The 23,492-nt window shown below is 71.3% G+C and carries 23 protein-coding genes; 17 read left to right on the top strand and 6 right to left on the bottom strand.

Going from position 1 to position 23,492, the window contains the following annotated elements:
* Positions 1-639 precede the first annotated feature (639 nt).
* Positions 640-1,677, top strand: coding sequence for a hypothetical protein (locus tag AB0K67_RS27480; protein WP_364065911.1), 1,038 nt, complete (start codon positions 640-642; stop codon positions 1,675-1,677).
* Between the two features lie 117 nt (positions 1,678-1,794).
* Here the strand turns inward: AB0K67_RS27480 and AB0K67_RS27475 are convergent, their stop codons facing one another.
* Positions 1,795-2,724: an MBL fold metallo-hydrolase gene (locus tag AB0K67_RS27475; RefSeq protein ID WP_364065908.1), complete on the bottom strand. Its 930-nt coding sequence runs from the start codon at positions 2,722-2,724 to the stop codon at positions 1,795-1,797.
* Between the two features lie 109 nt (positions 2,725-2,833).
* Between AB0K67_RS27475 and AB0K67_RS27470 the strand changes: the two genes are divergently transcribed.
* On the top strand, positions 2,834-3,250 hold the full coding sequence (locus tag AB0K67_RS27470; RefSeq protein WP_364065905.1) for a single-stranded DNA-binding protein: 417 nt from the start codon (positions 2,834-2,836) through the stop codon (positions 3,248-3,250).
* A 635-nt stretch (positions 3,251-3,885) separates the two neighbouring features.
* Here AB0K67_RS27470 and AB0K67_RS27465 read toward each other — a convergent pair.
* The gene (locus AB0K67_RS27465; protein WP_364065903.1) at positions 3,886-4,218 is read right to left on the bottom strand and encodes a hypothetical protein; all 333 of its coding nucleotides are present in this window, start codon (positions 4,216-4,218) and stop codon (positions 3,886-3,888) included.
* Between the two features lie 666 nt (positions 4,219-4,884).
* Complete coding sequence (locus AB0K67_RS27460) at positions 4,885-6,204, bottom strand: DUF1015 domain-containing protein (RefSeq protein WP_364065900.1); 1,320 nt, start codon at positions 6,202-6,204, stop codon at positions 4,885-4,887.
* A 119-nt stretch (positions 6,205-6,323) separates the two neighbouring features.
* On the opposite strand from AB0K67_RS27460, the gene AB0K67_RS27455 reads away from it, so the two are divergent.
* Positions 6,324-6,746 carry a tetratricopeptide repeat protein gene (locus tag AB0K67_RS27455; protein WP_364065897.1) on the top strand — a complete coding sequence of 141 codons (423 nt, stop codon included), beginning with the start codon at positions 6,324-6,326 and terminating at the stop codon, positions 6,744-6,746.
* Between the two features lie 160 nt (positions 6,747-6,906).
* A complete protein-coding gene (locus AB0K67_RS27450; protein WP_364065894.1) occupies positions 6,907-7,878 on the top strand; it encodes an HAD-IIA family hydrolase in 972 nt (323 codons plus the stop codon).
* Positions 7,879-7,986: 108 nt separating this feature from the next.
* Here AB0K67_RS27450 and AB0K67_RS27445 read toward each other — a convergent pair whose 3' ends face one another.
* A complete protein-coding gene (locus tag AB0K67_RS27445) occupies positions 7,987-8,334 on the bottom strand; it encodes an SCP2 sterol-binding domain-containing protein (RefSeq protein WP_364065891.1) in 348 nt (115 codons plus the stop codon).
* A gap of 126 nt (positions 8,335-8,460) precedes the next feature.
* Between AB0K67_RS27445 and AB0K67_RS27440 the strand changes: the two genes are divergently transcribed.
* From AB0K67_RS27440 to AB0K67_RS27380, 13 genes are all read left to right on the top strand, one after another.
* Positions 8,461-8,667 carry a hypothetical protein gene (locus AB0K67_RS27440; protein ID WP_364065888.1) on the top strand — a complete coding sequence of 69 codons (207 nt, stop codon included), beginning with the start codon at positions 8,461-8,463 and terminating at the stop codon, positions 8,665-8,667.
* Positions 8,664-9,476 carry a TlyA family RNA methyltransferase gene (locus AB0K67_RS27435; protein WP_364065885.1) on the top strand — a complete coding sequence of 271 codons (813 nt, stop codon included), beginning with the start codon at positions 8,664-8,666 and terminating at the stop codon, positions 9,474-9,476. Before AB0K67_RS27440 ends, AB0K67_RS27435 begins: the two co-directional genes overlap by 4 nt.
* Positions 9,473-10,372, top strand: coding sequence for an NAD kinase (locus tag AB0K67_RS27430; RefSeq protein WP_364065882.1), 900 nt, complete (start codon positions 9,473-9,475; stop codon positions 10,370-10,372). Before AB0K67_RS27435 ends, AB0K67_RS27430 begins: the two co-directional genes overlap by 4 nt.
* Positions 10,373-10,462: 90 nt before the next feature.
* On the top strand, positions 10,463-12,172 hold the full coding sequence (gene recN, locus AB0K67_RS27425) for a DNA repair protein RecN (protein ID WP_364065879.1): 1,710 nt from the start codon (positions 10,463-10,465) through the stop codon (positions 12,170-12,172).
* A gap of 73 nt (positions 12,173-12,245) precedes the next feature.
* Complete coding sequence (steA, locus tag AB0K67_RS27420) at positions 12,246-13,442, top strand: putative cytokinetic ring protein SteA (RefSeq protein WP_364065876.1); 1,197 nt, start codon at positions 12,246-12,248, stop codon at positions 13,440-13,442.
* Positions 13,439-14,419: a copper transporter gene (locus tag AB0K67_RS27415; protein WP_364065873.1), complete on the top strand. Its 981-nt coding sequence runs from the start codon at positions 13,439-13,441 to the stop codon at positions 14,417-14,419. Before steA ends, AB0K67_RS27415 begins: the two co-directional genes overlap by 4 nt.
* Before the next feature lies 1 nt (position 14,420).
* Complete coding sequence (locus AB0K67_RS27410) at positions 14,421-15,281, top strand: hypothetical protein (protein ID WP_364065870.1); 861 nt, start codon at positions 14,421-14,423, stop codon at positions 15,279-15,281.
* An 87-nt stretch (positions 15,282-15,368) separates the two neighbouring features.
* Positions 15,369-16,976 carry a lipid II flippase MurJ gene (locus tag AB0K67_RS27405; protein ID WP_364065867.1) on the top strand — a complete coding sequence of 536 codons (1,608 nt, stop codon included), beginning with the start codon at positions 15,369-15,371 and terminating at the stop codon, positions 16,974-16,976.
* A 151-nt stretch (positions 16,977-17,127) separates the two neighbouring features.
* A complete protein-coding gene (locus tag AB0K67_RS27400; protein ID WP_364065864.1) occupies positions 17,128-18,186 on the top strand; it encodes a glycosyltransferase family 4 protein in 1,059 nt (352 codons plus the stop codon).
* A 919-nt stretch (positions 18,187-19,105) separates the two neighbouring features.
* A complete protein-coding gene (locus tag AB0K67_RS27395) occupies positions 19,106-20,089 on the top strand; it encodes a TerC family protein (protein ID WP_364065958.1) in 984 nt (327 codons plus the stop codon).
* A gap of 138 nt (positions 20,090-20,227) precedes the next feature.
* Positions 20,228-20,839, top strand: a complete 612-nt coding sequence (locus AB0K67_RS27390; RefSeq protein WP_364065861.1) for a phosphatidylserine decarboxylase — start codon at positions 20,228-20,230, stop codon at positions 20,837-20,839.
* Positions 20,826-21,665 (top strand): CDP-diacylglycerol--serine O-phosphatidyltransferase, encoded by an 840-nt coding sequence (gene pssA / locus AB0K67_RS27385; protein ID WP_364065858.1) that lies wholly within the window; start codon positions 20,826-20,828, stop codon positions 21,663-21,665. The genes AB0K67_RS27390 and pssA overlap by 14 nt, the downstream gene beginning before the upstream one ends.
* Positions 21,666-21,709: 44 nt before the next feature.
* Positions 21,710-21,985 carry a hypothetical protein gene (locus AB0K67_RS27380; RefSeq protein ID WP_364065855.1) on the top strand — a complete coding sequence of 92 codons (276 nt, stop codon included), beginning with the start codon at positions 21,710-21,712 and terminating at the stop codon, positions 21,983-21,985.
* Between the two features lie 18 nt (positions 21,986-22,003).
* Here AB0K67_RS27380 and AB0K67_RS27375 read toward each other — a convergent pair whose 3' ends face one another.
* Positions 22,004-22,660 (bottom strand): MBL fold metallo-hydrolase, encoded by a 657-nt coding sequence (locus AB0K67_RS27375; protein ID WP_364065852.1) that lies wholly within the window; start codon positions 22,658-22,660, stop codon positions 22,004-22,006.
* Positions 22,657-23,469: a maleylpyruvate isomerase family mycothiol-dependent enzyme gene (locus AB0K67_RS27370; protein ID WP_364065849.1), complete on the bottom strand. Its 813-nt coding sequence runs from the start codon at positions 23,467-23,469 to the stop codon at positions 22,657-22,659. The genes AB0K67_RS27375 and AB0K67_RS27370 overlap by 4 nt, the downstream gene beginning before the upstream one ends.
* Between the last annotated feature and the right edge of the window lie 23 nt (positions 23,470-23,492).

Here is a 23,492-nt window from a genome sequence, read left to right as displayed (position 1 = left end):
CGGGATGATCGGGGGTCGCGGCGGGAGTATGGGTCGCGGGATGATCGTCCGCGTCGCGATGGTGGGTTCCGGGATGACCGGGGTCCGCGCCGTGAGGGCGGGTTCCGCGACGATCGCGGTCCTCGTCGTGAGGGTGGTTACTCGTCGCGTCGCGAGGGCGGCTATCGCGATCGGGATGATCGGGGGTCGCGGCGGGAGTATGGGTCGCGGGATGATCGTCCGCGTCGCGATGGTGGGTTCCGGGATGACCGGGGTCCGCGCCGTGAAGGTGGGTTCCGCGACGATCGCGGTTCGCGCCGTGACGGCGGGTTCCGGGACGACCGTGGCTCGCGTCGTGAGGGCGGGTTCCGCGACGATCGCGGTCCTCGTCGTGAGGGCGGCTACTCCTCGCGTCGTGACGGCGGTTACCGGGACGAGCGCGGTCCCCGCCGTGACTGGGACGAGCGCCGTCCCTACCGTGATCGGGACGGCAGAAGGCCGGCTCGCGAGGGCGGCCCGCGTGACAGGGGGCGCGGCGAGTCCCGTCCGTTCTCCCGTGACGGCCGCCGCGACGACAGGCCCGCAGGCACCCGCGCCCGCTACGGCAGGAGCGACCGCGACGCCGCCGCCGAGGCGCCGCAGCGGGAGAAGCTGCCCGAGGTGGCGCCCGACATCACCATCGACGAGCTCGACAAGGAGGTGCTGGAGGAGCTGCGTTCGCTCCCCGGCGACCTCGCCGACCTCGTCGGACGGCACCTCGTCGCGGCCGAGCGGGCGCTGGAGGAGGACGACCCCGACCGGGCGCACGAGCACACCAAGGTGGCGCGCAGGTTCGCGGCGCGCATCGGCGTCGTACGCGAGGCCGCCGGCATCGTCGCCTACCGCGCCGGGCACTACTCCGAGGCGCTGAGCGACCTGCGCGCGGCCAGGAGGATGACGGGCTCGGAGGCGTACCTGCCGATCATGGCCGACTGCGAGCGCGGTCTCGGCCGTCCCGAGCGGGCCATCGACCTCATCCGTTCGCCTGAGGCAGAGCGTCTCGACCGGGCCGGACGCATCGAGCTGACCATCGTCGAGTCCGGCGCCCGCCGCGACCTCGGCCAGCACGACGCGGCTGTGATCACGTTGCAGCGCCTGCCGGAGCTGCGCGACCCGAAGCCGCGGCCGTGGTCGGCGCGGCTCGCCTTCGCGTACGCGGACGCGCTGGCCGAAGCCGGGCACCACGAGGCGGCGACCGACTGGTTCGGCCGCGCGATGGCGTTCGACGAGGACGGCGAGACGGACGCGGCCGAGCGGTACGCCGAGCTGACCGGAGCCGTCATCGAGGACGTCGAGGAGGACCTCGACTACGAGGACGACTTCGACGACGCCGGTGTCGCGCCCGAGGCGGATGATGAGCCGGACGACGAGGAGGCGCTCGCCGAGGCGGGTGACCTGCTGAGCGATCGGGACGACGTACCGGGGGATGCCGGGGACGAAGCTCCCGAAGCGGTCGAGCCGGCCGAGGAGCCCGCCGACGGATCCTCGGAGAAGGCGGAGTCCGAGAAGGCTGAGGTCGAGTCCAGTACTGATGCCCGGGCTCAGGCCGAGGAGGCTCCCGGCATCACGCCGGCATTCATCGAACCGCAGTTCGAGGACGTACAGAATGGGCCGGACGAGCCCGGCGACGACAAGAAGCCTGGCAAGTCGGACGGCTGACGGCGCGGCCGTTTGACCTGACGCGGCGGGCACGCGGAATGCGCGTGCCCGCCGCTTGTTCGTTTCCTCGTTCCGCAGCCGGATGCCGGTACGCGGGTCACCGGGGCGCGCGCTGCGTCATCGGGGGGAGACGCGGTCGAGCCAGTGCAGGATGCCCGCGACGTTGGACTGGGCGCCGCTGAGCAGCTCCAACTGCTCGGCTCGCTCGTCGTCGGGCGCCGGCTCGGTGTAGCGCGCCTTCGTACGGTCCCTGACCATGGCGACGGCGTGATCGAGGTCCATGCCCTCGGCGTGGGCCTGCCGGGTCAGATCCACCCATACCCGGAGCTCTTCGGCGGACCGTTCAAGCGTCTCCTTGACCGCGTCGACCGGGCCGTAGTGGCTGAAGAGCAGTCGTTGCGGGTCGAGGGCCCCGAACAGCGCGATCGAGTTGAGCGCGGTCTGCAGGTCGAAGTCCGGCGGCGGGGTGGCGGGGCGCAGATCGCCCGTTTCGGGCAGGTAGACGCCGGCGGCGTCGCCGACGTACAGGTCGCCGGTGGCGGAGTCGACCAGGCCCACGTGGTGCTTGGCGTGGCCGGGGGAGTAGTGGCTGCTCAGCGTGCGGCCGTTGCCGAGGTCGATGGCGCCGGTGTCGCCGAGGGCGACGATGCGTTCGGCCTCGGTCGGGGAGAGCTCGCCGAAGAGCGTGTCGAGCTTGTCGCCCCACACCATGCGGGCGCTGGCCATCAGGCGTGACGGATCGGCGAGGTGGCGCGCGCCTTTCTCGTGTACGACGATCTGCGCGGACGGGAAGAACCTGGCGATGTCCCCCACTCCGCCGGCGTGGTCGAGGTGAATGTGGGTCACCACGACCGTGGCGAGCTCGTCGGGGCCCACGCCGAGCGAGGCGATCGCGTCGCGCACCACGGGGGCGGAGGTCGATGTCCCTGTCTCCACCAGGCATGGGCGGTCGCTGAGGATCAGGTAGCCGGCCGTGATGCCGGAGTATCCGGCCATCTTGGTGTCGATCTCATAGACGTCGCCGCCCAGTGCTTTGATGTTGTCCACAGGCACTCCCGATCGTCCGCCGCTGTCCCCAGAACGGCATTCGAGCCGATCCGGCGTCCTCCTCATCGTAGAGAGTGATCTCCACCAGAGCACCGATGGGAGGACGACCGTGGACCGAAACGAAGTCTTGCTGGTGGGGAGACTGTCCGCGCCCGCCGAGGAGCACCCCTTGCCGAGCGGCGACACCGCGACGAAATGGCGCATCATCGTCCGCCGCCGTCGCCACCGCCGGGGCGCCGCCCTGACCGACAGCATTCCTTGCGTCACGTTCGACCCGGAGACGGCCGCCGTGGTGCGCGCCCTCAAGCCTCGCGAGTACATGGAGGTGACGGGGGCGTTCCGCTGCCGCGTCTTCGGGCCGGCGGCGGCCAAGATCTGGCGGTACGAGGTGGAGGTGAGCAGCGTCAAGCCGTACGAGGTGTCACTTGTGGCCCCGGATGTCGGGGCCCCGGATGATGTGGGCTCGGCGGGGCAGGTGGCGGCTTTGGTGCCGAGACAGGTGCAGTACTTGGCGCCTACGGGGTGAGGGCGGCTTGGCGGGCTGGTGGACGGTCACGGCGCGGGCCGTTCGTGCTCGCCGTGGGCGGCACGCAGATTCCGAGACTGGAGGGACCGACGGCTGGGGCCGGGCAGTCCGGGTGCCGGCCGTCGGCGGTCGCCAGGGTGTTGGCGAGGTGACGCCGCGCCGCAAGCCAAGTGCGAGGGCCATGAGTGCGAAGACCGGCCACGGGGACCACACTCCTCATGCCTTTCCCTTACCTGCGCTTGCAGGCGCCATGGCTCGCCGATCGAGGCGATACCGGTAGGGCGGGCGGTGATGCGGGCCCGCGTGTCTTCCTGCCCACAGCCGGGAGTAGGCACCACTTTCCGTCTGTTCGTCTCGTGGCGATGGCAGAGGACGACAGGAGTGCGTAGCCGGAGAAGGAAGAAGGGGCCTGCCGGTAGGAACGAGCGGCGAAGCCCCTTCTGCCGTGCCTTGTCGCTTTGTCCTGTTGTTTGTCCCGTCCGGGGCTCTGCCGTCGCACCGGCCGTCAAGGCTCGGAAAGGCCGGGGCGGCCGGAGGGCTCCGGATGCTCGTTCTGGGCGCCGATGCCGGGCTGGAACCCAACCTTTGGCGGGCGAAGGTCAGGACCTTATGGCTCCCATGAGGCCCTGACCCCCTTACAGCGGCCCCTCGTCTCCTCCCCAGGTCATGCTTCGCTTGAGCAGCTCGTCGAGTTTGCAGTCCAGCAGGTACACGCCGATGCGGAGATCGTCGAGCTGCTGTTGCAGCTGGGCCTGGCCGGAGGTGAAGTACTCCCGTGCCTGCCAGCGGAGCCCTGTGATCTCCACGTTGAGGGCCTCCAGGTCGTCGGCCAGCCCCTCGGGGTACTGAGCGACGACGGGAGCGCCGGCGGCGACCGGTGTCGCCGGCTCGTCCTCATCGGAGGACGAGCCGGACTCGAGCGCCTGGAGGCGCTGCTTGAGGTTGGTGATCTCTTCTTCGAGGTCCATCCGACCTACCTCAGTAGCAATAGTGCTGTGGCCAGGCCTTATGCCGAGCCAAATGAACTGCGGCCTATGGTGACAGGACTTGGACGTGAGCGTGCGCACGGTTCAAAGCCGTGGTGTGATTTCTTCTCCCGGCCGGGCAGTCCGGGCCGGGTGGAAAAGGCGGGATGAATCATGGCCTGATCTCACTTGCCGGTAGAAGAATTTCTCCCGGCGGCCGAGATTCGATCCGGTGTATGCACGTGGACGGTCCGTAACTCAGCTCACCCGTGCTCGTGATGGTCTGCCCTCCGATGTGTTCCGGATCCGTTCCTGAGGTCCGTCGGGTCCACCGCGGCGTGCTTGTGGCTCTCCACTGTGGTGTGCTGCCGGCTGTCCACCGCGGCGTGCTTGTGGCTCGGGTTGCGCAGTGAGCGTGTGCTTGTGTTCCTGGTCATCGCACGCGCGGGTTCGGTCTTCAGGGTCTGGCCCGGCTCCGACCCGGCGGGGGCCGGAGCGCGGCTCTGTGGCTGTCAGGCATTCTGCGGTGGCTCTTCGGGCCAGAAGGCTCAGCAACCATTCGGGTGGCGGGTGAGGCGGTCCTGAACGATTCTGGGGACGTTGCGCAAGCCGCCCTGTCCGTACGGGGGTTCGGGCATCCCGCCTGCTGCCGGTGGGACCGGCCCGCGGTCAGTCGATGGCGAAGGTGCGGAGGACGAGGCCGGTGCGGGGTTTGGGGCCGAAGGAGGTGGACTTGCGGGGGACGCGTTCGCCGGCCGCGGCGACGGCCAGGACGTCTTCGACGGCGAGCGGCTTCAGCAGGACGGCGGTGCCGCCGATGCGGGCGGCCAGGCCGGCGGCGGCCTGCGCGTCGTGGTGGACGATGCGTACGGCCTGGTCGCTGTCCTGCATGCCCCACACCACGGGGAGGATGAACTCCGAGAGGATGGAGGTGTTGAGCGCGTTCCAGCGGTCGGAATGGTCGGCCGGCATGGCACGGGCCAGCTGTACGGGGTCGGGGCCGGTGAGCAGGTGGGCGGTGTGCCCGTCGGCCAGCAGGAACGCGGGCTCGGGGGCGTCCTGGAGCGCGGCGAGGCCGGCGGCGAGGTCGGCGTAGTCCTGGACCCGCCAGGCGCCCTTGGCCTTGGCGACGGCTTCGGAGAGCGGCAGGCCGGGGATGACGCGGTGGATGGCCTTGAGGTCGGGCGGGTACGCGGCCGAGTCCACGAGCAGGGCCAGGCCGAAGTCCCAGGGGCCGGAGGCGGGCGCGGCGCGGGTGGCGCGTTCCTGCCGCTGCAGGACGCGGTAGGTCGCGTACCGGTGGTGGCCGTCCGCGATGAGGGCCTGGCGAGGGTGGAGGTCGGCGTTGACGGCGGCGATCTCGGACTCGTCGGTGATGGCCCAGAGGCGGTGGGTGAGGCCGTCCTCGGTGTGCGCCGTGACCAGGGGGTCACGGGTGGTGGCCACCCCGTCGACCAGCCGGGTGGCGGCGCCGCCGTCGCCGTCGTACAGGAGGAAGATCGGCTCCAGGTTTGCCTGGGTGGTGCTCATGAGGGCCAGGCGGTCGGCGATCGGGCCGGGCATGACGTCCTCGTGCGGCAGGATGACGCGCCGGCCGGGGTCGGCGAGCGCGACGTCGCCGATGAGGCCGCGCTGCAGGACGCCGGGGCCGCTCTGCTCGTAGACGTAAAGGGCGGGCACCTCGTCGGGGACCAGGACGCCGGAGTCGAGCCAGGCCCGCAACGTCTCCCTGGCCTCGGCGTACCGGCCGGGTGACGGCTGTTCCGCGGCGAGGCTCGTGGTGCCAGAGGAATCACCCGAAGGCGTACAGGGAAGGATGAGACGGACGACGTTGTTCGGGTGAGCGTCAAGGAGGACCTCGACGTCGGCGTCGGAGATGAGGTCGTACGGCGGGGAGGTCACCTTGGCGGGATCTTCGACAGCGAAACGCACGCCGCGGAAGGGCCGTAGCACCAGTCCATCTGGTATCGGCAGTTCAGGAGTCCCCATACCGGGCATGCTGCCATAAATGCCCGTTCCTTCCGAAAACCGGCCCATGGTTGCAGTCGTGCCCGCACCGCGGCAGGCGTGGCGGGGTCACCCGTACAGCGATGAAGGAGTTCTCACCCATGGCTCACGAGGGAAACGTCCATGACCAGAATTCGGGAGCTCCCAGAGGTGGTGTTTACGACTGGTACCAGCGCGGGGTCAAGCTGCTGAACGACGGCAGCCCGGCCGCCGCCGCGGCACTGCTGGAACGGGCCGCCGCCGCGCAGCCGGACTCGCGCAGCATTCTGGAGGCGCTGGCACGGGCCCAGTTCAACTCCCGCCACTATGCCGAGGCCGCCGAGAGTTTCCGGCAGATCGTGGACGCCAACCCGACCGAGGACTACGCGTATTTCGGACTGGGATTGTCATTGTGGCGTACCGGGGATGTGGAAGGAGCTCAGGAACCGCTGGCCATCGCGGTGGCCATGCGTCCCGACGATCGTAATTACGTGTCGGCGTTGCGGAGTGTGCGCGCGACGTTGAAGGCGCGCGAAGAGATGTGATCCGTTCGTCCGCCGTCGGCGTCTCGCCGCGAGCGTTCTGTCCCCCGCGAGTGGCTCCGAGGGCGGTCGGTCTTCCGAGGGTGGTCGGCCTCCCCGCGAGCGGGTACGAGGGCGGCGCTAGAGTCGCACGCGGCGTGACAGGCGAACGGGAAGAGGCACTGTGCTGATCGACGCTTTCGACACCCTGCTGCTCGACCTCGACGGCGTGGTCTACCTGGGCAGGCAGGCGATCCCCGGCGCCCCCGAGTCGCTGGAGGAGGCCAGGCGGCGCGGGGCCCGGCTGGCGTACGTCACCAACAACGCCTCCCGCACCCCCGCCGCGATCGCCGCCCACCTGCGCGGGCTGGGCGCGCCCGCCACCGCCGACGACGTCGTCACCTCCGCCCAGGCCGCCGCCCGCGTGGTCGCCGAGCGGGTGCCGCCGGGGTCGAAGGTGCTGGTGGTCGGCGGTTCCGGGTTGCGGCTCGCGGTACGTGATCGCGGGCTCAGGCCCGTCTCGACGGCCGCCGAGTCGCCTGTGGCGGTGGTGCAGGGGTTCGCGTACGAGCTGTCGTACGGACTGCTCGCAGAAGGGGCGCTGGCGGTGCGGCAGGGGGCGCTGTTCGTGGCCTCCAACGGCGACAGCACGATGCCGAGCCCGCGTGGCGAGCTGCCCGGCAACGGCTCCCTGGTGCGCGTGATCGCCACGGCCACCGGCGTCGAGCCGATCTACGCGGGCAAGCCCGAGCCGCCGCTGCACCGGGAGTCGATGATCAGGACGAACGCGCGCCGCCCGCTGGTCGTGGGCGACCGGCTCGACACCGACATCGAGGGGGCCACGAACGCGGGGGTCGAGAGCCTGCTCGTGCTCACCGGGGTCACGACGCCGGCCGACGTGCTGACGGCCGAGCCGCGCCACCGTCCCACGTACGTGGGCGAGGACCTGCGGACGCTGCTCCAGCCCTGCCCCGAGGTGCGCGACGGCGCCTGCGGGGGATGGCGGGCCCGGTGGCAGGACGGCGCGCTGCGGCTCGAGGGCGAGGGCAGCAGGATCGACGGGCTGAGGGCCGCCTGCGACGTCGCCTGGGCGGTCGCGGGGGAGGGGCGCCTGGAGGAGGACGCCGTGAAGCCCGCACTCGACCGCCTCAGCTGACCACGATGGGGGCCGTTTCCGCAGGTTCGCGCGGCGCGTGAAAAGGGTCTTCCGCGTGAAGGGTGCGCGCGGCGCTCGGCGGGGCTTTCGCCGGCTGGCGGGGGACGTTCACAGCAGGCGGCGCAGCCGCAGCAGGTCGCCGAAGCTCGCGTCCACCTTCACCCGGCCGCCGAGCAGCGCCCGCGCCAGGTCGAGCTCCCCGTTGACCAGCGCCACCAGGTCGTCGCTGACGATCGTCAGCTTGACGTCCGTGGGCCTGCCGTCGCCCGGCGGCGTCTCGACGAACGGATCGAGCCCCTCGTAGTGCAGCCGCCCGTAGAACGTGACGTCGAGGTCGGACACCCGGCAGCTGACCGTGCGCTCGACCACGTGCTTGGCACGGTCGGCCTCGTCGATCTCGTCGAACTGGGTGACGAGCTTGGCCAGTGCCGCCCGGCACTCCTCGACGCTTGCCATGATGCGTATCCTTTCATCCCTTTGCGGACGGTAGCGTTCCACATCAGTAGCACCCTCGTATGGGCTTCAACGTCTGACACGCCTGCCAAGGTCCCGGCCGCTCGCGGGAGGCGTTACGGTCGAGTCATGAGTGAGCTGCCGGAGCAGAGCGGCGACGCGCGCGTCGACGCCATCGTGGCGGGTCTGGCCAGGCTGGGCGAGCTGCCCGTGAGCGAGCACGTCGCGGTCTTCGAAGAGGCGTTCTCCGGGCTGGAGAGCGCGCTCGCCGCCGTTGACGAGCAGGACGCGGGCAGGCCCGCGGTCCCCGTGCCGCCCGCCGTGGGACGCCCGTGAGCCGCAGGATCCGCCTCGACAGCGAGCTGGTCCGCCGCGGCATGGCCAGGTCGCGTGAGCAGGCCGTCCAGCTGATCGAGGCAGGGCGGGTGAGCGTCGGAGGCCAGCGGGCGCGCAAGCCCGCCACCCAGGTCGACACCGCCGCCGCCATCGTCGTCGCGGAGTCGGACGACGGCCCCGACTACGTTTCGCGCGGAGCGCACAAGCTGCTCGGCGCGCTCGACACGTTCACCTCGCTGAAGGTGGAGGGGCGGCGCTGCCTGGACGCGGGCGCCTCCACCGGCGGGTTCACCGACGTGCTGCTGCGGCGCGGCGCCGCCCACGTGGTGGCGGTCGACGTCGGCTACGGCCAGCTCGCCTGGTCGCTGCGCAGCGACGAGCGGGTGACGGTCATGGAGCGGGTGAACGTCCGCGACCTCACCCCCGAGATGGTCGGCGAGCCTCCCACGCTGGTGGTGGGCGACCTGTCGTTCATCTCGCTGCGGCTGGTGCTGCCCGCGCTCGCCGCGGTCGCCGCCCCCGTGGCCGACTTCGTGCTGCTGGTGAAGCCGCAGTTCGAGGTGGGCAAGGAGCGCGTCGGTGCGGGCGGCGTCGTACGCGACCCCGAGCTGCGCGCCGAGTCGGTGCGCGGCGCCGTCGCCAAGGCGAAGGAGCTGGGGCTGAGCGTGCGCGGCGTGACCTACAGCCCGCTGCCCGGCCCGTCGGGCAACGTCGAATACCTGCTGTGGCTCGGCAAGGGGGAGGGCGAGCCGGAGGTCGCCGACCTCGACGCCGAGATCCGGCGTGCCGTCGCGGAAGGGCCGCAATGAACCGCACCGTGCTGGTCGCCGTCCACACCGGGCGCGAGGCCGCCGTCGACAGCGCCCGCCTGGTCATCGAGCGGCTGATCGATGCCGGCATCACCGTCAAGGTGCTCGACACCGAGGCCGACGAGCTGGGCTGCCACGGCATCGAGGCGGTGCACGGCGACCCGGGCGCCGCCAAGGACGCCGAGGTGATGATCGTGCTGGGCGGCGACGGGTCGCTGCTGCGCGCCGCCGAGCTGGCCAAGCCGGCCGGCACGCCGCTGCTCGGCGTCAACCTCGGCCACGTCGGGTTCCTCGCCGAGGCCGAGGTGGCCGACCTGGCCTCCGCCGTCGACGCCGTCGTGGCCGGCCGCTACGACGTCGAGGAGCGGATGACGATCGACGTGATCGCCCGGCAGAACGGCCGGCTGATCGCCGACACCTGGGCGCTCAACGAGGTCACCGTCGAAAAGCAGGAGCGCATGCTGGAGGTGGTCGCCGAGATCGACGGCCGTCCCCTGTCGCGGTGGGGCTGCGACGGCGTGATCTGCGCCACCCCGACGGGCTCGACCGCCTACGCGTTCTCCGCCGGAGGGCCGGTCGTCTGGCCCGAGGTCGAGGCGCTGCTCATGGTGCCCATCAGCGCCCACGCGCTGTTCGCCAAGCCGCTGGTCGTCTCGCCGCGCTCCACGCTGGCCGTGGAGATCCTGCCCGACACCCCGGGCGGCGTCATGTGGTGTGACGGACGCCGCAAGTTCGAGGTGCCGTCGGGCACCCGCGTCGAGGTGCGCAGGGGCGCCGAGCCCGTACGGCTGGCCCGCCTGCACGGGGTGGAGAGCACCGGCGCGCCCTTCACCGATCGGCTGGTCGCCAAGTTCGAGCTGCCGGTCCAGGGGTGGCGCGGAAGGGCTCGACCCTGAGTGAATGGAGTGCGGAGCGCGTAGGATCGCGTGGTCAGCACGATCGACCGCGACAGCGGCGTCAGACACGGCAGTGAACGGGAGTGGGCAGTGCGACCCAGGGTCGAGGAGGTCCGCATCCAGGGGCTCGGCGTCATCGACGAGGCCGTGCTCGAGCTTTCGCCTGGCTTCAACGTGGTCACCGGCGAGACCGGCGCGGGCAAGACGATGGTCGTGACCGGGCTCGGGCTGCTGTTCGGCGGCCGGGCGGACCCGGCGCGGGTGCGGCCTGGAGCCGACCGCGCGACTGTCGAAGGCACGTTGATCATCGAGCCGGGCGGGCGCGTCGCGCAGCAGGTGGAGGACATCGGCGGCCAGGTCGAGGACGGCGAGCTGATCATTTCGCGTACGGTCTCGGCCGAGGGCAGGTCCAGGGCCTGGCTGGGTGGCCGCACGGTGCCGGTGGGCACGCTGACGTACCTGGCCGACGACCTGGTGGCGGTGCACGGGCAGATGGACCAGCAGCGGCTGCTGCAGCCGGCCAGGCAGCGCGCCGCGCTCGACCGCTACGCCGGCGACGAGCTGGTCAAGCCGATGCGCGAGTACGCGCAGACGTACAAGCGGCACAAGCAGGTGGCCGCGCAGCTTGAGGAGCTGACGACCAAGGCGCGCGAGCGGGCGCAGGAGGCCGACCTGCTGCGCTTCGGGCTGGAAGAGATCGAGAAGGTCGATCCGAAGCCGGGCGAGGACGAGGAGCTGCGCGAGGAGGAGGAGCGGCTCTCCCACGCCGACGCGCTGCGCAGCGCCGCGACGACCGCGCACACCGCGCTGCTCGGCGACCCGATGGAGGCGGCGAGCGGCCCGCGCGACGTGATCGGGCTGCTGGGTGAGGCGCGGGCGGCCGTGGAGGCCGTACGCGACTTCGACCCCAGGCTCGCCGGGGTGGCCGACCGGCTGGCCGAGGCCGGATACCTCATCTCCGACGTGGCCACCGACCTCGCGGCCTACGCCGAGTCGGTCGAGGCGGACCCGGCCCGGCTGGCGGCGGTGCAGGAGCGGCGTTCCGTCCTGTCCGGCTTGATCAGGAAGTACGGCGAGGACAGCGCGGCGGTGCTGGCCTGGGCGCAGCAGGCCGCCGCCCGCCTGGCCGAGCTGGAGGGCGACGACGAGCGCATCGACGAGCTGACCCGCGAGTACGACGAGCTGACCGAGCGGCTCACCGAGCTGGCCGACCGGCTCACCGAGGTGCGCAAGGCGGCCGCCGAGCGGTTCGGCAAGGCGGTCACGGAAGAGCTGACCGCGCTCGCCATGCCGCACGCCAGGGTCGTGGTCGAGGTGACGCAGAGCGCGGAGTTCGGCCCCGAGGGCCGCGACGAGGTGGAGCTGCGCATGGCCGCGCACCCGGCCGCGCCGCCGCTGCCGCTCACCAAGGGAGCGTCGGGCGGCGAGCTGAGCCGCGTCATGCTGGCCATCGAAGTGGTGTTCGCGGGCGCCGACCCGGTGCCGACGTTCGTCTTCGACGAGGTCGACGCGGGGGTCGGCGGCAAGGCGGCGGTCGAGATCGGCCGCAGGCTCGCCCGGCTGGCCCGCACCGCGCAGGTCATCGTGGTGACGCACCTGCCGCAGGTCGCCGCGTTCGCCGACCAGCATCTGGTGGTGGAGAAGTCGAGCGACGGCAGCATCGTGCGCAGCGGCGTGGTGACCCTCGACCACGAGGGCCGCGTACGCGAGCTGTCCCGCATGCTCGCGGGCATGGAAGACTCGGAGCTGGGCAGAGCTCACGCGGAGGAGTTGCTCGGCCTGGCCGCGGCGGACAGGTGATGCTGGGTGACATAGCGGACACGCCGCGTCATGCGTGGCCTCCGTGGTGTTTCCCTCTGGCAGGATGGTCTTGATGAAGGTTCCGGGAAGCAAGAGGCCGGGCCTCCGCGGCAGGAAGGTCGGGGACCTTCCCGGTATAACGGCAGTGGCGAGGATCGACCGGCGCACCAAGAGGCTGACGAAACGCCTCCAGCCCGGCGAGATTGCGATCATCGACCATGTCGACGTCGACCGGGTCAGCGCGGAGGCGCTTGTCGCGTGCGGTGCTTCCGCCGTGGTCAACGTCGCGAGCGGCATCAGCGGCCGCTATCCCAACCTGGGTCCGCAGATCCTGCTCGAGGCCGGTGTGCCGTTCATCGACAACGCCAGCCCCGAGCTGTTCGAGCGGGTCAAGGACGGCGACGTCGTACGCGTCTGCGACGGCGTCGTCTATCTGGACGACGACGTGATCGGCAAGGGCGTCGAGCAGACGCTCGAGACCGTCGAGGCGGCCATGGCCGAGGCCCGCGCCGGGCTGGCCGTGCAGATCGAGGCGTTCGCCGTCAACACCATGGAGTACGTGCGCGGCGAGGGCAAGCTGCTCATCGACGGCGTCGGGGTGCCCGAGATCCGCACGTCCATGGAGGGCCGCCACGTCCTCATCGTGGTGCGCGGCTACCACTACAAGGAGGACATCGCCACCCTCCGCCCGTACATCCGCGAATACCGTCCCGTCCTCGTCGGCGTCGACGGCGGCGCGGATGCGCTGCTGGAGGCGGGCTACATGCCCGACGTGATCGTCGGCGACTTCGACTCGGTCTCGACCAAGGCGCTGACCTGCGGCGCGGAGCTGGTCGTGCACGCCTACCGCGACGGCCGGGCCCCCGGCCTTGAGCGCGTGCACCAGCTCGGCAGGGAAGCGGTGATCTTCCCCGCCACCGGCACCAGCGAGGACATCGCCATGCTGCTGGCCGACGACAAGGGCGCCGAGCTGATCGTCGCCGTCGGCACCCACGGCACGCTGGAGGAGTTCCTCGACAAGGGCCGCTCGGGCATGGCCAGCACGTTCCTCACCCGCCTTATCATCGGTAGCAAGCTCATCGACGCCAAGGGCGTCAGCCGGCTCTACCGCAGCCGCATCACCACATCACAACTGCTCCTGCTGGTGATCACAGCGTTGATCACCATGGGGGTCGCGCTCTTCATGTCGCCACTCGGCCAGACCTGGCTGAACGGCCTGCAAGACGTCTGGAACGCGTTCATCTTCTGGCTGGTCGGACTCTTCTCGTGATCGATTTCCGCTATCACCTCGTCTCCATCGTCGCGATCTTCCTGGCGCTCGCGGTGGGCATCGTGCTGGGCACGACGCTGCTGCAGGAGCCCGCGGTCAAGTCCGCCCAGGAGCTCACCGCGCAGCTCACCAAGACGAAGGAGGAGCTGCGCGCCCAGATCGACACGCTCCAGGGCCGCGAGGCCGGCAACGACGCCTTCATCACCGCCGTGACGCCCGAGCTGGTCGCCGGCGACCTGACCGGCCAGCGCGTGCTGCTGATCGAGACGCCGGGCTCCAGCACCGCCTGGCGCGAGGCCGCCCAGCAGGTGCTCGGCCAGGCCGGGGCGGAGATCTCCGGCCGCATCACGTTCACCGAGAAGTTCCTCGACCCCAAGGGCACCGGCGTGCTCGACGGCCTGGTCAACCAGCTCAAGCCGGTCAACATGGTCTTCCCCGCCACCGCCACCGCCTGGGACAGAGCCGCCGCGCTGCTGGCCGCCGCGCTGGTCACCAACGACCCCGCCCAGGCCGGCACGGCCAACACCGCCACCGCCGACGTCGTCGGCGCGTTCGAGGCGGGCGGGCTGCTCACCGTCGACGGCGACCCGGGCAAGCGGGCCACGCTCGCCGTCATGTTCGCGCCCGAGCGGCCGTACGAGGGGGAGAGCGCCGAGACGCAGGCGGGCGCGCTGGTCTCCGTCGCCAACGGCTTCGACGGCGCGGGCAAGGGCGCGGTGCTGGCCGGCACCGTCGCCGCCACGGTCACGCCGGGCGACGTCATCACGGCCCTGCGGGACGAGAGCGAGATCTCCAAGCGGGTGAGCGGCGTCGACACGGCCGACATGCCGCTCGGGCGGGTCGCGATCGTCTACTCTCTGCAGGAACAGCTGTCCGGGCGGGCCGGCCAGTACGGCAACGGCAAGGGGGCCTCTGGCCCCATCCCAGCCGAGGCGGCGGCCCCCACCCCATCCCCCACCACCGAATCAGGGAGCTGACATGCCCAGCCGGGCTCGTGGCCTGCTAGGTGCGCTGGCCGGCGCCGCCATCGGCGCCGTGGCCGCGCGCGTCGCCTACACCGCCTTCACCCGTAACCGGCCCGCCGACCTGACCGGCCGCTGGACCAGGAAGAACCACCGCGGCGAGCCCATCACGCTGCTCGAAGGCCCCGCGTTCGTGGCCGGTGCCGGCGCCGCCGCCGCGCTCACGCCCGGCCTCACCCCGCGCCAGCGCGCCGCCGCGCTGCTCGCGGGCACCGGCAGCGGCGTGCTCGGCGCGTACGACGACCTCTACGGCACCACCGCGTCCAAGGGCTTCAAGGGTCACCTGAGCGCGCTGGCCCGCGGTGAGGTCACCAGTGGCGCGGTCAAGATCCTCGGCATCGGCGCGACCGGGCTGGGCGCCGCCGCGCTCGTCTCCCGCGGCCCGGTCGACACGCTGGTCAACGGCGCGGCCATCGCCGGCTCCGCCAACCTCGCCAACCTCTTCGACCTGCGTCCCGGCCGCGCCATCAAGGTCGGCCTGCTGACCGGCGGCCCGCTGCTGGCCGCCGCGCTCTTCCGCGACCAGCCCGCCGCCGGTGCGCTGGCCGCCGTGCCGCTGGGCGCCGCCGCCGCGCTGCTGCCCGACGACCTCGGCGAGCGCGCCATGCTCGGCGACGCCGGCGCCAACGCCCTCGGCGCGCTGCTCGGCCTCGCCGCCGTCACCAAGCTCGGCAAGCCCGGCCGGTACGTCCTGCTCGGCACCGTCGTCGCCCTGACGGCCGCCGCGGAGAAGGTCAGCTTCACCAAGGTCATAGCCGGCAACCCGGTGCTCAACCGCATCGACATGCTCGGCCGCCGCCCCGTCGACCCCGCCTGAGGTCCCTTCCCTGAAGACGCGATTGTCGGTCCGGCCTGCCAGGATGTCTGCGTACGTTGGTTCGGTTGCGCGTTCGGGGGAGGCCGGGTGGGTCTGGTGACGGCGAGGGGCGTCGCGGGCGGCGCGATGCTCATCGGGGCGATCACCGTGCTGGCGCGCGTCACCGGATTCGCCAAGCAGTACGCCTTCGCCCAGACCGTCGGCACCAACTGCCTGGCCACCGCCTACATGACGGCCAACCAGATCCCCAACATCGTCTTCGAGGTGGTCGTCGGCGGCGCGCTCGCGGGCATGGTGGTGCCCGTGCTCGCCGGGGTGCCGCGCGAGCGGGCCGGCCGCATCGGGTCGGCGCTGCTGACCTGGGTGCTGGTCGTGCTCGTCCCGATCGCGGTGCTCATCGCGCTGCTCGCGGGCCCGGTCGTCGGGCTGTTCCTCGGCGGTGATGTCGACGGCTGCACCGGCCAGCTCGCCGCGCTCGGCGAGGTCGCCACCCGCATGCTGGTCGTCTTCGCACCCCAGATCCCGCTGTACGGCGTGGCCGTGGTGCTCTACGGCGTGCTCCAGGCGAGCGACCGCTTCGCCGGGCCCGCCGTCGCGCCGCTGGTGTCGAGCATCGTCGTCATCGTCGCGTACCTGCTGTTCGTGCCGCTCGGCGGCGGGCACCGCGACCTCGAAGGGCTGCCGATGGCGGGCGAGCTGGTGCTGTCGGTCGGCACCAGCCTCGGCGTGCTGTCGCTGGTGCTGACCGTCATCGGGCCCGTCGGGCGGCTGGGGCTGCGGTGGCGGCCGACGTTACGGTTCCCCGCCGGGGTGGCCGGGCAGGTGCGCAGGCTCGCGCTGGCCGGCATCGCGGGGCTGCTGGCCCAGCAGGCGGCCATGGCCGTGGCGCTGCTGCTGGCCAACAAGGTCGTCGGCGGCGGGGCCATCGCGGCCTACAACTACGCGTGGGCGATCTACCTGGTGCCGTACGCGGTGCTCGCCGTGCCCATCGCCACCAGCGCGTTCCCCCGGCTGTCCGCGCAGGCCGGCGAGCCGGAGGCGTTCGCGGCGCTGGCCGCCCGCACCACCAGGGCCGTCGTGCTGGTCTCCGGGCTGGCGGCCGGCGTGCTCGCGGCGGCGTCGGGGCCCGGCGCGGTCGTGTTCCTCGCCGACAAGAGCGACGTGCCCGCGGGCGAGCTGGCCGCCGCCATCGCGCTGTTCGCGCCCGGCCTCATCGGCTACGGGCTCATCGCCCACCTCAGCCGCGTCCTGTACGCCGCCGGTCAGGGCCGCGCGGTCGCCACCGGCACCGTCGCCGGGTGGCTCGTGGTCATGGTGGCCCAGACCGTGCTCGTGCTCGTGCTGCCCGCCGGGTGGGGCATCGCGGCGATGGCGCTCGGCATGAGCATCGGCATGAGCGTGGGCGGCGGGCTGCTCCTGGCGTTCGTGGTACGCACCAGGGGCGGTGCGGCGGCGGCCGGACTGCCCCGCGCGCTGGGGGCGGCGGTGGCCGGGGGAGTGGCCGGGTTCTTGGCCGGGGCCGCGGTCGCCGGCCTGCTGGGGGCCGTCTCCCTCTGGGCGAACGCTGGGGCCGCCGTGCTCGGGGCGGTGGTGGCGCTGGTGTCCGGGGTGGCGGTCGTGGCCGTCGTCGACCGGCCTGACGCCGCCTCGGTGGCCGGGATGCTGCGGCGCGGCGGGCCCGGCGCGGGCGTGTGAGTTTCGAGGCTCGGGCCTGGCGCGTGAGTGAGGAGTCCGGGCCGGGCGTGTGAGCGACGGCTTCGGGCCTGGGGTGTGAGCGAGGGGTTTGGGCCGGGCGTGTGAGCGAGGGGTCTGGGCCGGGCGTGTGAGTGAGAGGGAGGAGCTTGTCGTGCGGGTGGCTTTCGTGCTGGGCACCACGTCCGGTGGCACCGGGCGGCACGTCCTGATGCTGGTGGAGGGGCTCGTACGGCGGGGGCACCAGGTGCTGGTGATCGGGCCGCGCAGCGTCGAGGAGCAGTTCTCGTTCGGGGCCGCGGGCGCTCGCTTCGCCGAGGTGGCGGTCTCCGACCGGCCGCATCCGCTGAACGACTCGCGTGCCGTGCTCGCCGTCCGGCGGCTGACCAGGGGCGCCGATGTCGTCCACGCCCATGGCCTGCGCGCCGGGGCCCTGGCCGGGCTGCCCGGTGGGCCCGGACGGCTCATCGTGACGTTGCACAACGCGCTGACCGCCGGAGGGTTCGTGGGGCTGGTCTACGGCGTGCTGGAGCGGATCGTCGCGCGGCGCGCCGGGGTGGTGCTGGTGGTCTCGCCCGATCTCGGCGAGCGCATGACCCGGCTGGGCGCCCGTGACGTACGGCCGGCTCTGGTGGCCGCGTCCCCACCCGCTCCGGCCAAGCGGACCGTTCAGGAGATCAAAGACGAATTGGGCGCGGGCGATCGCCCCATCCTGCTCACCGTCGCCCGGCTGGCCCAGCAGAAAGGGCTGGAGACACTGCTCGACGTGGCGGCGGGGCCGTGGGAGGGCGAGCCGCTGTTCGTGGTGGCGGGCGAGGGGCCGCTGCGGGGGGAACTGCAGCGCCGGATCGACGCCGAGAGCCTGCCCGTACGGCTGCTGGGCAACCGCGACGACGTGCCCGACCTGATGCGCGCCGCCACGGCACTGGTGATGCCGAGCCGTTGGGAAGGGCAGCCGCTCACGCTCAGGGAGGCGCTCATGACCGGCACGCCGGCCATCGCCTCCAAGGTCGGCGGCATCCCCGAGATCCTGGGGGACGCGGGGATCCTGGTGCCGTACGGAGACGTGGCCGGTTTCCGCGCCGCCGTGCGGCGGCTGCTCGCCTCGCCGGAGGAGGCGCGGACGCTGGCGGAGGCGGCGCGGCGGCGCGGGGATGAGATGCCGGGTGCGGACGACGTGGTGGAGAGCGTGCTCGCGGTCTACGAGCCCTGAGGGGCGGACCGCTCGCCGAATTCGCTCGCGCTGCGAGCCTGGGCCCGCGCTGCGAGCCTGGGCCCGCGCCCCTGCGGCTCGACACCGCGTCGAAGGAGACGGCCAGTCCGGCTGCGAGGAGTACCTCGTGCTCTCCGCTCCTCCTTCGTGCCGTCGCTCCACTCCGTGTCGTAGGGAGCGGTCTGTGGGGCTCGCCCACGTTAGAGAGGCGGCGGCTGGCGCTGTGGAGCCCGCTTGCGTCGCGGCGCTGGTCTCTGTGGTGAGGCTGAGTGCCCCTGTTGGGCTGTCGGCGTCGGAACCGCGCGCTGTGAGCGTGCCGCGTTGCGCGGCTGGGCTCGCTTGGGCTGCGGCTGTGTGCTGTGGGTCCGGCCCGTCTCGTGCGGGTCGGCCCGCGCTGTGGGATCGCTTGTGTTGCATGGGTCGGTCCCCGCGCCGTGGAATCGGCTTGTGCCTCGGGCTGGGCTCGTGCCCTGGGCCTGCAGGCTGTGTCCGCGTCCGCAACCTGCGTCTGCGTCCGCGGGCTGCGCTCGCGCCCCTGGACGTGACCACCGGCTTCACCCGTGTGCCAACGGTGCCCGTCGCGGCGTGGTGAGAGTCACATGGTCGGAAAATGTGGCCCTCCGTGAAGGGGGCGTCACTCTGGGGGCAGTGGCGGTGCCGTTCGGTGGGAGGTTTGGTGGAGGTGGGGTTCGAGAGGTGCGCTGGTGAGCGGGCGGGGTGGGAGTGGGGGCGGAGGAGGATTAGGTGCGGTCGAGGCGTTCTCGTATACTGCGTGGGTTAGGGAGGGGAGTATCCCTTCGCGACAGCCTCGTCATCACGGTGCAGCCCCACTCCACGGGGCCCCCGGGGCTGCCGGTCCGCAGGCGAACGCGGGCGGGAGAGACCTCCGGCAATGAAGCGTGCATGCCGGAGGGTCTTTGTGACTGAACCTTTGTGGGCCTGGATCGCCGTGATCGGTGGTCTGCTGCTGGTCCTCGCCGTTGACCTGTGGATCGTCGACCGTGGTGAAGCCCGCGAGTTCTCCATGCGCCAAGCCGGCTACTGGGTCACCTTCTATGTGATCCTCGCCGTGTTGTTCGGCGTGTTGCTGTGGTTCACCTCCGGCCCCGATCGCGCGGGTGAGTTCTTCGCCGGTTACATCACCGAGTACAGCCTGAGCGTCGACAACCTGTTCATCTTCTTCATCATCATGAGCCGGTTCGCGGTGCCGAAGGTGTATCAGCACAAGGTGCTGCTCGTCGGCATCCTGCTCGCGCTCGTGATGCGCGGCGTGTTCATCGCGCTCGGTGCCGCCGCGCTCGAGCGGTTCAGCTGGCTGTTCTACGTGTTCGGCGCGTTCCTCATCTACACGGCGGTCAACATCGTCCGCCAGCATCTCAAGGGCGAGGAAGAGGAGTTCAACGAGAACATCCTGCTGCGCTGGGTGCGCCGGGCCTTCCCCACCACCGAGGGCTACGTCGGCTCCAAGATCACCGCCAAGATCGACGGCAAGCGCATGGTCACCCCCATGCTCATCGTCATGGTCGCCATCGGCACCACCGACCTGCTCTTCGCGCTCGACTCGATTCCGGCGATCTTCGGTCTCACGAAGGACGCCTTCATCGTCTTCACCGCCAACGCGTTCGCCCTGATGGGGCTGCGTCAGCTCTACTTCCTCCTGGGCGGTCTGCTGCAGCGGCTCGTCTACATCAGCTACGGTTTGGCGTTCATCCTGGGGTTCATCGGGGTTAAGCTCGTATTGGAGGCGTTGCACTCCAGCGATGTCTCCTGGGCGCCCGAAATTCCCATCTGGGTGTCGCTCTCGGTCATCGGCACCACCATGGTCATTACCACCGTGGCCAGCCTGATCAAAGCCCGTATCGACGCACGAAAGGGCAAGGAGTCGCACCCGGAGCAGGTCTAGCGCGTGGGGCTTCGAGGCGCTTTGCTTGTGTAGTTATGCCGTGTAATAGTTGCTAGTTCTGTAGCATCACGGCAAAGCGCCCAATCCAGTCACCACCAAAGGTTGTACGTGTCAGACGATTCTGCTAAGCCGGGCCGTATGAGGCTCGCGCGCGGGGTCTCCCCGTGGCTCCTCCCGACGGCCGCCACGGCGGCCGCCACCGCTCTGCTGACGCTCCGAGACCGGCGATGGGCGCTCGCGGCGGTGCCGCTGAGCGCGCTCACCGGAGGCATGCTCTGGTTCTTCCGCGACCCGGACCGTACGATCGGCGAGGGTCGCATTCTGTCGCCCGCCGACGGCGTGGTGCAGAGCATCGATCCGTGGCCCGACGGCCGCACCAGGGTCGCCATTTTCATGAACCCGCTGAACGTGCACGTCAATCGTGCCCCTCTTGCGGGAAAAGTCACCTCCGTGCAGCATGTGGCAGGTGGGTTCCTGCCGGCGTTCAACAAGGACAGCGACCAGAACGAGCGCGTGGTGTGGCATTTCGAGACCGCGCTGGGCGACATCGAGATGGTGCAGATCGCGGGCGCCGTTGCGCGCAGGATCGTGCCGTACCTGAGTGCCGGTGCGACGGTCGAGCAGGGCGAGCGGATCGGGCTGATCAGGTTGGGGTCCCGGGTCGACATCTACCTTCCCGAAGGGATTTCTCCCGCGGTGTCCGTGGGCGACAAGACGGTTGCGGGGGTGACCAGAATTGACCACGGCTGACGCCGGTAGCTGGCGAGCTGAAGAGGAAGAACCTCGCGGACCCGTCGGCAAGGCGTTCCGTCTGTCCGCCGCCGACTCCTTGTCGCTGGGCAACGCCGTCTGCGGATTCCTCGCGGTCTGCGTGCTGGCCTACTCCGCCATCCAGCAGCTCCAGGTAGACGGCGGCCGGTTCACGCCCGCGCCGAGCTACTTCGCCACCGCCATCGTGCTGCTGCTCATCGGCGCCACCTGCGACCTGTTCGACGGGCTCGTGGCGCGCCGCTTCCGCGCCTCCGCCATGGGGGCCGAGCTCGACAACCTGGCCGACGTCATCAGCTTCGGCTTCGCGCCCGCCTTCATGGTCGTCATCTGGGGCATCGGCGTACCGGAGTCGGTGCCGTTCACGGCCGTGCTGGCCGCGGCGGCGGCCGTGCTGGTCGCCGGCGTCGTACGCCTGGCCAGGTTCGCCTGCGTCAAGACCAAGAGCGGCGACTTCATGGGGCTGCCCATCCCGATGGGCGCCATGACCGTGATCTCCATCGTGCTGCTGTTCCAGCCGAGCATCTGGTCGCTGCTGGCCGTGCTCGGGGTGGCCTGGCTGATGGTCAGCCGCATCGAGTACCCCAAGCCGAAGGGGCAGCTCGCCGCGGTGGTCCTCGGCTGGATCATGGTGAACGTCGCGTTCCTGACGTTCTGGGTGGCCTGGCCTGAGGGCGGCGACATGCCGATCAAGATCGGGGCCACCATGCAGATCGCGCTCGTCGCGGCGATCCCGCTGCGGGTGCTGTTCTACAAGCGCGAGCAGCGCAAGGAAGCCGCTCGTCTCGGCCGTTCCGGCCTGCAATGAGCGGCTGACGGGATTTTTCGTCTTATTTCGGCTTTGATGGAGCCATGTCGGCTGCGCCGCGCGAGCACACGCGTACGTACTATCTCGGCAAGCTGGCCACGGAGCTGGAACAACGCGGGCTGACGGCCGTGCTGCGGCCGGACCCGCCCGCGTTGCGCGTCAGCCACCCCGACGCGGCGCTGATGGCCGAGACCGTGGACTGCGCGGCCCTGCCGGACGGCTGGTTCTTCCGATGGTCGTGGGGCGAGCTCGTCGGGCTCGCCGACGATCCCGCCCTGGCGGCCGAGCGCATCGCGCACGTGCTGGCCGCCCGCCGCTGATCCCCTGGGAGCCGGGCGCTACCAGCCCCTCGCCTTCCACTCCGGCAGCGCGGGACGCTCGGCGCCGAGCGTGGTGTCCTTGCCGTGGCCCGGGTAGACCCAGGTCTCGTCGGGCAGGCGGTCGAAGATGCGCTCGACCACGTCGGTGAAGAGCTGGTTGAAGCGCTCGGGGTCCTTCTGGGTGTTGCCCACGCCGCCCGGGAACAGCGAGTCGCCGGTGAACAGGTGGTAGCCGTCGGGGCCGCCGTCGTACAGCAGGGCGATCGAGCCGGGCGTGTGGCCGCGCAGATGGATGACCTCCAGCGCGACCTCGCCGAACGTGATGCTGTCGCCGTGCTCGACCGTGCGGTCCGCGGGGACGGGAAGCGCGGGCGCGTCGAGCGGGTGGGCGATCACCTGCGCGCCGGTCACCTTCGTCACCTGCTCGAGCGCCTGCCAGTGGTCGCCGTGCTGGTGGGTGGTGACGATCGCGGCGACGGGCTTGTCGGCCATGAGGGCGAGCAGCCGGTCGGGCTCGGCGGCCGCGTCGATGAGCACCGCCTCGCCGGTCGCGTTGCAGCGCAGCAGGTAGGCGTTGTTGTCGAACGGGCCTACGGCGAGCTTGGAGATCGTGAGCGCGGACAGCTCGCGGACGTCGGCGGGGCCGCCGACCTGGACGTCACCGGTGTAGGTCATGGGTAGTCCTTAGGGGGCGTCGTGGGCAGATCAGCGGGGGCCGGCATCGTGAGCCACGGCGGCGGATCAGGAAGACCCGCGCCTGCGTGGCCGGAAGTGAACAACCGCCCCATGGGCACCAGACTAACCCCCTCGCCACGGGACCTCCCGGTGAGCCAGGCCAGCATGTCGCGCGGCGTGCCGCGGACCGTGGGGCCGTCGCCGAGCACGTGCACGACCTCTGTCTCGCCCGGTTCCACGAGCTCGATGCGGCCCACGGTGCGGTGGTTCCCGGGCCAGGAGGTCAGGCAGTCGTGCAGCTCACGGCGTACGAAGGAGGCCGGCCAGTCGGCGGGGGTGTAACCGGCGTTCAGGTCCACGTGGTGGAAGCCGACCTCGCGCAGCCGGCGTACCAGCAGGTACCAGGCGGGGTGCGGCGGCGGGCGCATGCCCTCCACCAGCGCCGACCAGGCGTGCTGCGGCATGTCGCGGACGGCGGCGGCCAGGCGCGCGGCGCCGTCCTCGATCTCGGCCAGGTGGCGGGCCACCGAATGGGCCGCGGCGGCCTCGATGGCGGCGGACCTGGCGGCGAGCGAGGCGTATTGAGGGGTGCGTACGCCGGTGCGCGCCCACGTCAGCAGGTTGAGGTGGGAATCGGCGTTCTGGGCGATGTGGGCGAGCACATGGCCTCTGGTCCAGCCGGGCAGCAGGGAGGGAGCGGCGAGGCAGGCGTCGGAGAGCGACGCGACCGTGGCCAGCAGCCGGTTCGTGGCCGTGGTCAGCTCGGCCTGCACCGCGGGCAGGATGGTCATGTACGGATATTTCACCATGGGGTGACCTAGCGTGCGGGGGC

It is taken from the genome of Nonomuraea sp. NPDC052634 (assembly GCF_040678535.1).
Taxonomy (GTDB): Bacteria; Actinomycetota; Actinomycetes; order Streptosporangiales; family Streptosporangiaceae; genus Nonomuraea; species Nonomuraea fastidiosa.
Note: the sequence above shows the minus strand (reverse complement) of the source record. Positions and strands in the feature narration are given on the sequence as shown.

Coding starts and splice junctions, on each gene's coding strand:
- AB0K67_RS27465 (WP_364065903.1), bottom strand. CDS start 4,218: ATGGACCTCGAAGAAGAGATCACCAACCTCAAGCAGCGCCTCCAGGCG.
- AB0K67_RS27460 (WP_364065900.1), bottom strand. CDS start 6,204: ATGGGGACTCCTGAACTGCCGATACCAGATGGACTGGTGCTACGGCCC.
- AB0K67_RS27455 (WP_364065897.1), top strand. CDS start 6,324: ATGGCTCACGAGGGAAACGTCCATGACCAGAATTCGGGAGCTCCCAGA.
- AB0K67_RS27445 (WP_364065891.1), bottom strand. CDS start 8,334: ATGGCAAGCGTCGAGGAGTGCCGGGCGGCACTGGCCAAGCTCGTCACC.
- AB0K67_RS27440 (WP_364065888.1), top strand. CDS start 8,461: ATGAGTGAGCTGCCGGAGCAGAGCGGCGACGCGCGCGTCGACGCCATC.
- AB0K67_RS27430 (WP_364065882.1), top strand. CDS start 9,473: ATGAACCGCACCGTGCTGGTCGCCGTCCACACCGGGCGCGAGGCCGCC.
- steA (WP_364065876.1), top strand. CDS start 12,246: ATGAAGGTTCCGGGAAGCAAGAGGCCGGGCCTCCGCGGCAGGAAGGTC.
- AB0K67_RS27410 (WP_364065870.1), top strand. CDS start 14,421: ATGCCCAGCCGGGCTCGTGGCCTGCTAGGTGCGCTGGCCGGCGCCGCC.
- AB0K67_RS27390 (WP_364065861.1), top strand. CDS start 20,228: ATGAGGCTCGCGCGCGGGGTCTCCCCGTGGCTCCTCCCGACGGCCGCC.
- AB0K67_RS27380 (WP_364065855.1), top strand. CDS start 21,710: ATGTCGGCTGCGCCGCGCGAGCACACGCGTACGTACTATCTCGGCAAG.
- AB0K67_RS27375 (WP_364065852.1), bottom strand. CDS start 22,660: ATGACCTACACCGGTGACGTCCAGGTCGGCGGCCCCGCCGACGTCCGC.
- AB0K67_RS27370 (WP_364065849.1), bottom strand. CDS start 23,469: ATGGTGAAATATCCGTACATGACCATCCTGCCCGCGGTGCAGGCCGAG.